This is a genomic window from Xanthobacter lutulentifluminis, assembly GCF_043194675.2.
Lineage (GTDB): Bacteria > Pseudomonadota > Alphaproteobacteria > Rhizobiales > Xanthobacteraceae > Xanthobacter.
On sequence record NZ_CM195525.1, the window covers coordinates 3,546,454 to 3,558,953 of the forward strand.

The following is a 12,500-nucleotide window of genomic DNA, read 5'->3' on the forward strand; positions in this document are numbered from 1 at the left end:
TCAATCCTCCTGTCGCAGGGATGGGTTGGCTCCCGAGCCGCCATGATCCCCCGAGCGAAGGGCGTGAGCCGCAGTGGTTGCTCCGTGGGAGACGCGCGAGTTGCGCGGTCCATGTCTCACGCGATTGGCCCATGCGGGAGCACCGCCGGCACCGGCGAACGACGCATCGTTCCCAGCCCCACCCATCGCTCCCATGGGCTTGCCGCCGGTAGCCGTCCAAGCGCTATGGGCGCCGGCGGAAGCACGGGCGCCGACCGTGCCCGCGACGCGTGACACGACACTGCGGCCCGCCTGCATGACGGCGCCACCACCCGCTTGCGCCACGCTGGCAAGACCAGCTCCGACCTCTCCCATGCCCGATGCACCGGACGTCGCCGCACCAAGCTCGAAGGCGGCACGCGCGCCGCCCGACATGGTGGATGCCGCCTTGACGCCGGAACCTATAGCGGCCCCGCCGAGCCGTGCCGCGCCGACAGCTCCGGCGCCTGCCGCGACCGCCATGCCGCCGGCGGCGAGCGCGGTGCCAGCGACTGCACCCGCGCCGAGCTGCGGGGCGCCGGAGACGAGACCCGTCGCGATCGACGGGCCGAAGATGCCCAGCCCAAGCATGGCGAGCGACGCCAGCATGATCGCCAGCGCGTGATCGATGGACGGCTCTGTTCCCGCCGAGGCACGAAATTCCGCGAAGAGGCCGTTGCCGATGCCAACGATAACGGCAAGGACCAGGATCTTGATCCCGGACGACACGACATTGCCGAGCACGCGTTCGGCCAGGAAAGCCGTCTTGTTCCAAAATGCGAAGGGCACCAGCACGAAGCCGGCCAACGTGGTCAGCTTGAACTCCAGCAACGTCACAAAGAGCTGCACCGCGAGCACGAAGAAGCTGACGATGACCACGAGCCAGGCGAGGAACAGGACGGCGATGGTGTCGATGTTGGAGAAGACGGAGGTGAAGCCGGACAAGTCGCCTATCTGCGCGAGGATCGGCCGGCCGGCGTCCATGCCGACAGAGGCGAGCTTACCGGGACGCAGGAAATCGTCCTGGGACAGGCCGGAGCCAGAGGCGGTCAGGCCGAGCCCGGCGAAAGATCTGAAGATGATGCCGGCCAGCGAATTGAAGTTTGTAATGATGTAGGCGAAGGCACCGACATAGAGGACCTTCTTGATGAGCTTCGCCAGAATCTCGTCATTGCCGGCTCCGAAGGCCCAGAACAGGCCGGCGAGCGTTATATCGATGGCGATGAGCGTCGCCGAAAGGTAAGTGATCTCACCGTGAAGCAGGCCAAACCCGCTGTCGATATACTGCGAGAAGGTGTCGGTGAAGCGGTCGATGACGGAGAGATCGTCCATGGACAATCACTCCGCGTCCGGCGCGATAGGGTCGGTTTTCTCCGGAGTTCCGCTCTTCTTCAGTGACGGGAATAGATCGACCGGATGTGGCGTGTACGGCGTTCTGCCTGAACCCATGAAGCGGCGCCGCTGCGCTTTGCTGGCCATGGTGCACAGCTCGTCGCCTGTCCCAACCCAGTCGTCCTTGCAAAGCTTTTGCACCTCACGGAGCCGTTGCGGATCGGCGGCGAGGCTGTCCACCGTGTCGGCCGCCCGCGCCGATTGGACGAGAAGTCCGGCGCCGGTGGCAACCGCGGCCACGACAGCGAGACGGATGATTTGTCTGAGCATGGCGGGTCCCTCAATCGCGGAACAACCGGACGGGTGCCGGCGTATAGCTGCTGCCATCACCCATGAATCGGCGGCGAACCTCACGCGCCCGCTCCTCCTCCGCGACGGCACGGGCCTGTTCCGCGGCGACGGCGCGGTCCTGAGAGAGCTTGAGCCGGGAGGCGTCGATCGCTTGCTTAGCCTGAAGGGCAAGGAGCTGGTTGGTCGCCTGCGTCGCGTCGAGATTCCCCGTTGCCGACTGGCTGCGAGTGACGAGATCGCCGAGAGTAGCCTCGTCGGAGGCGAGGTTTTCGGAGACCTGCGCCTGCATCTTCATGGCCGTTTCCAGAGCGGATCGAGACTGCTCCCAGCGCTTTCGCACATCGGCGAGGATCTGATCGCTCGATGCGGACGCCGCGTATTCCTTCGGGTAGAGCTGCTGGAATTGCCGTTCCATCGCCGATATGTCGAAGCTCAAGCCCTCGGCCTCGCTGATAAGGCGCTCCGTCTTGGCGACGGACTGTTTCAGATCGTTTAGTGCGGAGAAATCGAGGCTCGTCAGGTTCTTTGTTTGATTGAGGAGCGACTGAGCTTCGTTTTGCAGGCTCTTGATCTGGTTGTTGACCTGGTCCAGGGCTCGAACCGCCGACAGCACATTCTGGCTGTAGTTGTTCGGATCGAAAACGATCTGCGCCGCGACCGGCGGCGCGAGAGCGATGCCGAGCGCGCAGGCACCGGCAAGGCAAAGTGGTGTCCTCATGATGCGGTCTCCTGATTTTGCGGAAGCGGGAATTGGCGGATGAGGTCGGCTGCCCAATCGAGCCCGCGCACGTCGAGCCATGCTGCGGCAAAGGCATCGCGCCCATGGGACACGAGGACATCGTCCATCTGGCGATGATCCTCGGGGCGGCTGGCACCGGCGAAGGCGAACGCCACAGGTCCGAGATCGAGGTCGAACAGCCGATTGCCGAGACGGGATTGGTAGTAGTAATCCCGCTTCGGCTGAGCCCGCGTGATGATATCGATCTGGCGGCTGTTGAGGCCAAATCCTTCATAGATCGTGCGGAGCTGCGGTTCGCTCGCCTGCGGCGACGGCAGGAAGATCCGGCTCGGGCAGCTCTCGACGATGGCTGGCGCGATGGCAGAACGCTGGATGTCGGCAAGCGACTGGGTGGCGAAAACGACGGCGACGTTCTTCTTGCGCAGCACCTTCAACCATTCACGGATGCGCGCAGCGAAGATGGGATCGTCGAGAAACACCCAAGCCTCATCGAGCACGAGCAGCGTGGGCGATCCGTCGAAACGCTCATCGAGACGATGAAAAAGATAGGTGAGGACCGGCGTCACGGCGCTCGCCGTGTGCATCAGTTCCTCCATTTCGAAGCCCTGCACGTCGCCGAAGCCAAGCCGATCGGCATCGGCGTCCAGCAGCCGGCCATGTGGCCCCGACAGGGTGTAGGGTTGCAGCGCCTGGCGGAGCCGGTTCGATTGCAACAGCGTGGAAAAGCCGGTGAGCGTTCGCTCCTCACGTGGGGCGGATGCAAGGCTGGTCAGTGCCGACCAGACGGCGTCCTTCACATCGGGCACGATTTCGACGTGTTCATGCCCGAGCAAGCCGGCGATCCAATCGGCCGCCCACGAGCGGCTGTCGTCATCCTCAATGCGGGCGAGCGGCTGAAAGGCAATGGCGTCGGAGGATCCGAGATCGTAATACTCGCCGCCGAGGCCCAAGATGGTGGCGCGGGCCGAGCCACCCTTGTCGAAGATGAAGATGCGAGAGCCGGCATAGCGGCGGAATTGGAGCGCCAGCATTGCCAGCAGCACGGATTTGCCGGCACCGGTAGGGCCCACGATCAAAGTGTGGCCGACATCGTCGACATGAGTGACGAGCCGGAACGGCGTGCCGCCGGCCGTGCGGGTGACGATCAGCGGCGGAGCATCGAGATGGCCATTCTTCTCGGGGCCTGCCCAAACCGCCGAGACCGGCATCATGTGTGAGAGGTTCAGAGTCGAGATCAGCGGCTGGCGAACATTGGCGTAGGCATGTCCAGGGATCGAGGACAGCCATGCCTCCGTCGCGTTCAGCGTCTCCGGAATGGTGACGAAGCCACGCCCCTGGATGATCCGCTCGACGGCCTTCAGCTTCTCGTCAGCGAGATCCGGACTTTTGTCCATGACCGTAACGGTGGCCGTGACATAGCCATAGGCCACGGCATCTGAGCCCAGCTCCTGCAATGCTTCGTCCGCATCAGCGGATTTGTTGGCGGCGTCTGAATCGACTAGCGAAACTTCCTGCTGGAAGATCGTTTCGCGCAGCAGCGTGACGATACCCTTGCGTTTCGCGAACCATTGCCGCCGCACCTTGGTCAGCTCGCGTTCGGCTTCCGCCTTGTCGAGCGACAGGAAACGGGTCGACCAACGATAGGCGAAGCCGAGACGGTTGAGGTCGTCAAGGACGCCGGGCCAGGTCGAGGGCGGAAAGCCGCGAATGGTCAGCACGCGCATATGCTGGTCCCCCAGCATCGGCGCTAGTCCACCGGTGAAATCGCAGTCAGGCAACAGCGCGTCGAGATGGAACGGCACCTGGGGAACGGCGACAGGGTGCCGCTGCGTGGAGATGCAAGCGTGAAGGTAAGTCAGCGTTTCCTCATCGGAGAACCAGCGGATCTCCGGCATGACGCCGTCGAGCAAGGAGAGAAAGCGGTCGGTCTCGGAAATGAAGGCTGCGAGATGGTCGCGCCAATTCACGGTGCGCCGCTCGGTGCTCTCGTAGAGGAGCTGGCCGGCGCGGGCCTTGCTTTCGGACGGCGGCAGGAAGGCGAGCGTGATGTAGTAGGCGCTCTCGAAATGTGTGCCTGCTTCCTCGAACGCCGCGCGCCGCTCTTCCTCTACGAGCCACGACACCGCGTCGGGAAATTCCGAGATGGGATATCCGGCGGCGATGCGCCGTTCAGCTTCGACGAACAGCGCCCAGCCGGAGCCGAGGCGCTTCAGCGCGTTGTTGAGCCGGGCAGTGGTCGCCACCAGCTCGCTTTCCGTTGCGCTGTCGAGGTCGGGGCCACGAAACTGTGCGGTGCGTTGGAACGCACCGTCCTTGTTGAGCACGACGCCCGATGCGACGAGCCCGGCCCAAGGCAGATAATCCGCGAGGCTCGCGGGGTGCGTGCGATATTCGGCAAGGTTCATCATGAACTCACGCCTCCAGAAACGCGCGGTGCTTCAGGTGGCGGGCGAAGACCTCCATGAACTGGGGATCGGCCTTCGCCCCCCAGACGGCGAGCGCATGGCCCGCCATCCAGAGCACGATGCCGCCAATCCACAGATGCAGGCCGATGCCGATGGCGGCGGCGAGTGTCCCGTTGAGGATCGCCACCGATCGCGGGGCGCCGCCCAGCAGGACGGGCTCCGTCAGTGAGCGGTGCAGCGGCACTTCGAAGCCGTCGGCATGGACCGCCATTAGACCAGCGCTCCGCCGCCAAAGCTGAAGAAGCTGAGGAAGAAGGAACTGGCGGCGAAGGCGATGGAGAGGCCGAAGACGATCTGGACCAGCTTGCGGAAACCGCCGCCGGCATCACCGAACGCCAAGGTGAGCCCGGTCACGATGATGATGATCACGGCGATGATCTTGGCAACCGGCCCCTCGATCGATTCAAGGATGGATTGCAGGGGCGCTTCCCATGGCATGGACGAACCAGCGGCGTAAGCTGGGGAAACCAGAAAGGCGGACATCAGCAAAGCCGCCGTTCCGGAGATCCGGTTTCGAAACTTTCCTGCAACGCTCGAAAGCGGATTTGCTGAAATGGGTGTCTCCGGATTTACGGAAACGCTCGAATCCGCACTTGCGGATTTACGTTTCTGGTTTGTTCCAGCATTCAGGAAAAGCATGAATACGGACGTGATGGGCGGCATCCCTAATCTCCTGTGAAGTGCTCTATTGCGTAGGCATCGCCGTCGAGGCCCATGACGCGGATGATGTCCTCGACGCGGCGTTTGCTACCGCGCCCGGCGATGAAGACGATGATGTCCACGGCCTCCGCGATCAGCGCGCGCGGCACGGTGACGACGACTTCTTGTATGAGCTGCTCCAGCCGGGTGAGTGCTCCCCGCGCAGAGCCTGCATGCAATGTCGCGATGCCGCCGGGGTGCCCGGTTCCCCACGCCTTCAGGAGGTCCAACGCTTCAGCGCCGCGCACCTCGCCAACAACGATGCGATCCGGGCGAAGCCGCAAGGTGGAACGCACCAGATCGGCGGTGGAGACGGTATTAGCCTTTGTCCGGAGAGCCACATGATCGTCGGCTACACATTGCAGCTCGATCGTGTCTTCGAGCACCAGAACGCGATCGCCAGTGGCCGCGATCTCTTGGAGCAGGGCGTTGGCGAGGGTGGTCTTTCCCGTCGACGTTCCACCGGCAATGATGATGTTCCGTCGGTCGAGGACAGAGCTCCTCAGAAACTCTGCCTGCACCTCGGTCAAGATGCCGTTGGTGACATATCGGGCCAGCGGTATGACGCCGGCGGCGCGCTTGCGGATGGCGAAGATCGGTGCGACGGCGATGGGTGGCAGGACGCCTTCGAACCTTTCACCCGTTTCCGGCAACTCGGCGGAGAGAATCGGATGCTCGCGGTTGACCTCCAGGCCGACATGGTTCGCCACAACCTTGATGATGCGGGCGGCATCCTCCGGGGAGAGGATGGCGCCCGTGGGCTCGCGGCCCGAGCCGAGCCTGTCGATCCAAAGCTTTCCGTCGGGATTGAGCATGACTTCCACGACGTCCGGATCGTCGAGCGCGGCGATGATCGCCGGCCCCATGGCACTGCGCAGCATGCGGACCTGACGATCGCTGACGATCCGGGACGGGGAGCGCGGCCTATCCATCATGTGGCGCCGCCTCGGCATCGTGGTCTTCCGATCCAGCGGACCCCTGATCCTCGTTGTCGTCGGCCTGGCCGAAGAAGCAACCTTCATCAGGGAAGATCTCTTCATGGACCTGCCGAACGAGGCTGCCGCCACGCTGCAGGTGGCGGCCGAGTTGGTCGACGAATTGGTTGAAGCGTAGGCGCCCCTGCGCGCGAGCCGCCTTCTGATGCGCCTCCGGAAGAGGAGCTGAAACCGACAACGTGTAGCGGATGAATAGCGCCAGGGTCTCGATCAGGATGGTCTGGTCGCGTTCCAGCCGGCCGAACTGGTTCGACAGTCGGTCGAGGCGTGAGGCCAGCGCCGCCTCTCGCCGGTCGGCACCATCGGGAGAAAGATAGGAAGAGAGCGCAGCCGCGACGATCGCTGATTTCGTTTCACCTTTGAGGGCTGCAAGCTGACGCAGCCGCTTGGCATGGTCGGGCTCGATGAAGATGTTGAGACGGGTTTTGCTCATAGCGCGATCCCGTCATCGGGATCGAGCGAGGCCAGACGCGCCACGCGCCGGAACTGCCGGTCCGGTTTGGGAAGCTTACCGTCGCGTGTGACGGGGTTATCTGTCTCATCGTCGAGGACGGACAGATCGTCATCGCGACCATCAGGCAGACGTATGACTTCGGCTTTGTCGAACTCCGGGACGAGCTGATGTCCGCCTTCTACGGGCACGGCGGATGCCTGTGCGCCCGTAGAAGCGAGGATAGGAGATTTCGACCGCGGAAGGCCGGTCCAATCGTCCGTTCGCGCAGCCGGCCGATCAGCATATCCATCGTCTGAGAGAACCGGTGCTGGCAGCACGCGCGAAGTGAAATTGCTGTCGGTGAAATATCGGATCTTGGTGGCCTTGGCCGGTGGATGGCCGGAGACCATGATGACTTCTTGAGTGTCGGGAAGCTGCATGACCTCGCCGGGTGTCAGGAGCGGGCGGGCCGTCTCTTGCCGAGATACCATTAGGTGCCCCAGCCAGGGTGACAGGCGATGGCCGGCATAGTTGCGCTGGGCGCGAAGTTCCGTCGCCGTGCCGAGCGCGTCCGAAATGCGCTTGGCTGTGCGTTCGTCGTTGGTCGCGAAGGCGATTCGAACGTGGCAGTTGTCGAGGATGGAATTGTTCGGGCCGTAGGCCTTTTCTATTTGATTGAGGCTCTGCGCGATGAGGAAGGAGCGCAGGCCATAGCCGGCCATGAAGGCCAAGGCGCTCTCGAAGAAGTCCAGCCGGCCGAGCGCCGGAAACTCGTCGAGCATGAGAAGCAGCTTGTGCTTGCGGGCGATGCCGTCCGAGCCGTCGAGGCTTTCTGTCAGCCGGCGGCCGATCTGGTTGAGGATCAAGCGAATGAGCGGTTTGGTGCGCGAAATGTCCGAAGGCGGCACGACCAGATAAAGCGAGACCGGATGATCGGCGGCGATCAAGTCGGCGATGCGCCAATCGCAGCGCGATGTGACGGTCGCGACCGTCGGATCGCGATAGAGGCCGAGGAACGACATGGCGGTCGAGAGCACACCGGAGCGCTCGTTCTCGCTCTTGTTCAATACCTCGCGCGCGGCGCTGGCCACGACGGGATGCGGGCCAAGCGCCCCGAGATGCGCCGTGGTCATCATGGACCACAAGGCTTTCTCGAAGGGGTGGGCCGGATCGGAGAGAAAGTTGGCCACACCGCGGAGCGTTTTGTCCTCTTCGGCGTAGAGGACATGCAAGATCGCGCCGACTAGAAGCGAATGGCTGGTCTTTTCCCAGTGATTGCGCCGCTCCAACGCGCCTTCGGGATCCACCAATATGTCCGCAATGTTCTGGACGTCGCGGACCTCATGGACGCCTCTGCGGACTTCCAAGAGAGGATTATAGGCGGCGCTCCTCGGGTCGGTCGGGTTGAACAGGAGGCAATGGGAGAACTGCGCGCGCCAGCCGGCGGTCAGCGTCCAGTTTTCCCCCTTGATGTCATGGATCACGGCAGAGTACGGCCATGACAGCAGCGTTGGCACAACGAGCCCAACGCCCTTGCCGCTTCTCGTCGGTGCAAACGCCATGATGTGTTCGGGGCCGGCATGGCGCAGATAGGTGCTGGCCATGAGCCCGAGAAAGACGCCGGCCGGCTTCGTCAGGCCCGCCGCCGCGATGTCCGTCTTATCGGCCCAGCGGGCGGAACCATAGGTGGTGACGAGCTTCGATTGCCGGGCTCGCCAGACGGAACCGATGATGGCGGACAGAGCGGCAATGACGCCGCTGCCTCCAGCGACCGTACCCCCCGTTTGGAAAATGTCCGGAGCATAAGCATCATAAACATACCACCACTCGAACAACCGCCAAGGGTAGTAAATTGGTAAGTTATCGATTAAGAACCAGGGTTCTCCAAGGCGTCGCTGGAAGCCAAGCTCAAAGGCCACCCACTGCGTGGCGGCCCAGGTGCCGGCAAGCGCGATGCCGAACACCACCAGCATCTGACCGATCAACACCTTCGTCGGTGTCATTCCCGCTCCTGCAACAGCCGCAGTTTTCGGCCGTGCGAACGACCGACAAGGCATAAGGCTTGTTGCTTGAAGGGGTTAAGTCAAAGACCATTCTTGCGCGTAACAGCGGCAACTATGATCTAAGTACGATCCGACATTACTCCTTACTATTTATTACTACTGATGGCAATTTGGTATTGCGGCAATGAGTCACGTAAAGCGCCAGAAATATCTTGGGCACCAAGACGCGTCAGAGACAAGCAGCATACAGCCGCGCAATACAGTACCTGCATTCTACTTTTAGTATACGCGGAAGGCGTCTACCCCGATAACGATTTGTGCAACGCGTCAAAATGGGTGATGCAAGCGGGTATATACTCCGCTTAGCTTAGAAGCCATGTCGACATTCCCGACTTCGCATTGGCTCATGCGATCGATCACGGTCCCGCGCTTCCGATCGATGTCATTGGCATTTTCGGTAAGAATTGAAAGCGCCAATGACGATAAAGTTGAGCTGTTCTCAATTCCCCGCTTGGTTAGGCAGCCAACGCCAGCTTTGCCCCGTCGTTCGTCATCTTGGAGCTGATGTTGAACCACGCATTTGGAGAATCGGGATCGATCTGCTGGACCTTGAAACCAAGGGTTAAGGCGGCTGCGATCAGCATTCCATTCGCGACATAACCACGCGAATGCCGCGAATCCCCGAAACGCTCAGCCTGATGTTTCAGACCATAACTAGAAGATTTGCGGTTGATCGTCTTACGTTTGCTGAATTGCGATAGAAAACGGGATGCTTGGATGAACTCATCGGCGGCGTGATCGCCCAGCATTGACGCTCGGTCTGCCATGAACTCGGCCCGGCGCTCCTCAGGGGTCTTTGAACGGCCGCGATAAACATTGTAGCCGAATTGAGTGAGGAGCGGTTCCAGCGCCATCGCACGTCGAATGCCGACCTTGGCCAAAGTGCGTGCGATCCGTCCAGGTTCGGAATCGAAACCGTGCTCTTGGAGATAGCCCAGGAAGGCTCCTTCGTTGGTGGAAACCTCGGCTGAGCCATTCGCGAGGCTCGCCCTCATGGCGGCATTGGTGTTCCACCCGAGGCCCCGAGCAAGAGCCTCGATCCTATGCGACGATTTCACCTCCGGCAGAGTTGCACGCAGCTCTGCCTTCATGTCCTCGACATCGTTTGCGGTGATTTCCAATCTCATCATCAAGTCCTCGGTTGCGGGCTCGAGCAGTTCGCCGATTACGCAGCCAGCCCAATCCGCAAGGATCGATGAGAGGTGGCATGAAGATCAATATTTAGGCCGTTTGACCCGGCGATAGGTCGAAGGTGGCAAGCCCACGTCGAAGATGGTCGTCGCGTGGCTCGGCGTCAAGGTTGACGTCAAATTCCCAGACCCTTGTGCCGCCCGAATTCCCACGAGACGCTATTGCCACGAACAACCCCAGCGACCGTCTGGCCAAGGCGCTTTTGCAGCACCGGACGCCACGGCACGAGGCTGAATCCCACGCCGTCGTCCAGCATGGCAAAGCGACCACTGGCGAGCATGACGGAGCGGCGATAGATGCCACTGACGTGTTCTCCGTCGCGCACGGCACGATGATGCAGGCCGGTTTCCTCGACGATCTTTCTGGAAGCGGTTTCGACTTCCCGATCGCGCAGCGTGGCGAGCAGATTCCGGACGAGCAACACACGCTGCCCACGCCGCTCGGCCAGGCCCTGATCGACGAGGAAGTTCTCCCGCTCGCGCATGGCCTCTCGAACGCTGGCGCCGAATCCGGTCTGCGCGAGTGCGGAGGTGTCGCCAAAGCGCTGCCGATCGAGCCAAGTCGCACCAATCGCGCGCGTCTGTCGATCAAGCGGCAGATGTGATCGAAGCTCGACATCGACACCACCAAGGCCGCGGGCATCATGAGCTTTACCGCGCTCGGCGAGGTCGGCCGGCACGCGCCAGACGCCGTCTTCCGTACGGTCGACGATCCCGACCCGGCGAAGGGCTTCGAGTCGACGGACGTGTGCGGCGACGAAGCTCTCCGGATCGTATCCTGGCTTGGCTTCGGCGCGCTCCACCGCAAGATGGTGTTCGGCGCGGTAGACGCCGTCAACAGCGAGGCTGGCGATGGTCCTATCCGCCCCGCGTTCCACTACCGCGCGCGTCTCGACGATACCGCCGATCGGAAGGGCTTCGAGATCGGCGCTCACCGAAAGCGGAACATAGTGTGCCCGGCCATCGATCCCGTCGACAACGAGATAGGCTCGATCATAGAGTTCGTCAGCCAGTCCCTTGTCGACGATGCGACCGATGACGGGCGTTTGTGATGACATCGCGTCAAGCACGACCAGCTCACGCTTCTCGCCGGACATGACGCGCTGCATGGTACGGATGATGTCGCCGCGCTCGCCCATGCCACGCAACGCGGTTTCGGCGTCGTCGTGCAGCGCCCAGATGCAACCGCCAGTGCGGTCGGCAAGGCCCATCTCGACGAGCCGCTGGAGCCGACCGATCATCACCGTGCGTCGGAAGCGAGCGTGGGCGTCGGCGGGTTCGCTAAGCAGGTCGATGACACCCGCCTCCGCCTCATGCTGGATCATTCGGTCGATGGCGGTCCAGCGCTCCTGCTCGACCTCGCGCAACATGGAGTTGTGGATTTCCATCTCAGTGCGGGGACCGAGCCATTCGGTTGCCAGTTCGCGGGCACGGTTGCGCATGCCGTCGGCGATGTAATCGCGGGCGATGACCAGATCCGATCCGTCGTCCTGGCGACCGCGCAGCACGATATGAGTGTGAGGATTGTCGGTGTTCCAGTGATCGACCGCCACCCAATCGAGCTTGGTTCCTAGATCGGCTTCCATGCGGCCCATGAGATCGCGAGTGAAGGCTTTCAGATCGCCAAGATCGGCCGCATCTTCCGGCGAGACAATGAAACGGAACTGATGTCGGTCCTCGCGGCCGCACTGTTCGAAAGCGGTGGTATCGGCCTTGTCCGTGCCGGGTCCATAGGCGTGGGCCTTGCTGCCATCCTTGGTCACGCCGTCGCGCTCGATATAGCGCAGATGGGTGATGGTCGAGCGCGTACCGGCCTTCTCCAACTTGACCAAGCGGGTCTTGATGACCACGCGGCGAGAACTGCCGCGCAGGGTCTGACCAGCGAACTTCGCGGCGACGTGGCCGCGGCCGAGACGGGCGCCGGAACGCACCCGCCCGGAACTGAACGACCGGCCGCTTGTCGAACCGGAATGGGAAACGGCCTTAAGAACGCGTGCGGTGAACTTAGGCGTCCTTGCTCGACCACGCGATTTTGGTGGCGAGGCCCTTGGCCGGAAGCGGTTGTCGTCACGATCTGGCATGACGGCGATCCTGCCAATCCTGTACAAGCCCATGCGATGAAGCACGCGAAAGCTCACGCATAAACAATGGCTTGATGATTCTATAGGCACGCGGGCTCATCCGCCGCGTGCCGCCCCAACCGACGTGCAGACAA

General features: G+C 62.3%; 11 protein-coding genes. All 11 read right to left on the minus strand.

What is annotated here, in order from left to right; all coding sequences use genetic code 11:
* The gene (gene trbL, locus V5F49_RS16315) at positions 1-1,350 is read right to left on the minus strand and encodes a P-type conjugative transfer protein TrbL (RefSeq protein ID WP_183856721.1); all 1,350 of its coding nucleotides are present in this window, start codon (positions 1,348-1,350) and stop codon (positions 1-3) included.
* A 6-nt stretch (positions 1,351-1,356) separates the two neighbouring features.
* Complete coding sequence (locus V5F49_RS16320; RefSeq protein WP_183856719.1) at positions 1,357-1,680, minus strand: entry exclusion lipoprotein TrbK; 324 nt, start codon at positions 1,678-1,680, stop codon at positions 1,357-1,359.
* Between the two features lie 10 nt (positions 1,681-1,690).
* Entirely contained in the window at positions 1,691-2,419 is a 729-nt protein-coding gene (trbJ, locus tag V5F49_RS16325) for a P-type conjugative transfer protein TrbJ (protein ID WP_183856717.1), read from the minus strand.
* Positions 2,416-4,848: a conjugal transfer protein TrbE gene (gene trbE / locus V5F49_RS16330; RefSeq protein ID WP_183856715.1), complete on the minus strand. Its 2,433-nt coding sequence runs from the start codon at positions 4,846-4,848 to the stop codon at positions 2,416-2,418. The genes trbJ and trbE overlap by 4 nt, the downstream gene beginning before the upstream one ends.
* 4 nt (positions 4,849-4,852) lie before the next feature.
* Positions 4,853-5,116 (minus strand): VirB3 family type IV secretion system protein, encoded by a 264-nt coding sequence (locus V5F49_RS16335; protein WP_110372410.1) that lies wholly within the window; start codon positions 5,114-5,116, stop codon positions 4,853-4,855.
* Entirely contained in the window at positions 5,116-5,388 is a 273-nt protein-coding gene (locus V5F49_RS16340) for a TrbC/VirB2 family type IV secretion system protein (RefSeq protein WP_183856974.1), read from the minus strand. Before V5F49_RS16340 ends, V5F49_RS16335 begins: the two co-directional genes overlap by 1 nt.
* Positions 5,389-5,570: 182 nt before the next feature.
* Positions 5,571-6,539, minus strand: coding sequence for a P-type conjugative transfer ATPase TrbB (trbB, locus tag V5F49_RS16345; RefSeq protein WP_445329382.1), 969 nt, complete (start codon positions 6,537-6,539; stop codon positions 5,571-5,573).
* Entirely contained in the window at positions 6,529-7,032 is a 504-nt protein-coding gene (locus V5F49_RS16350; protein ID WP_183856711.1) for an Ada family protein, read from the minus strand. The genes trbB and V5F49_RS16350 overlap by 11 nt, the downstream gene beginning before the upstream one ends.
* A complete protein-coding gene (locus V5F49_RS16355; RefSeq protein WP_394118470.1) occupies positions 7,029-9,035 on the minus strand; it encodes a conjugal transfer protein TraG in 2,007 nt (668 codons plus the stop codon). The genes V5F49_RS16350 and V5F49_RS16355 overlap by 4 nt, the downstream gene beginning before the upstream one ends.
* A 515-nt stretch (positions 9,036-9,550) precedes the next feature.
* Complete coding sequence (locus tag V5F49_RS16360; protein WP_183856707.1) at positions 9,551-10,225, minus strand: hypothetical protein; 675 nt, start codon at positions 10,223-10,225, stop codon at positions 9,551-9,553.
* Positions 10,226-10,401: 176 nt separating this feature from the next.
* On the minus strand, positions 10,402-12,366 hold the full coding sequence (locus V5F49_RS16365) for a relaxase/mobilization nuclease and DUF3363 domain-containing protein (protein ID WP_281810200.1): 1,965 nt from the start codon (positions 12,364-12,366) through the stop codon (positions 10,402-10,404).
* Positions 12,367-12,500 lie beyond the last annotated feature (134 nt).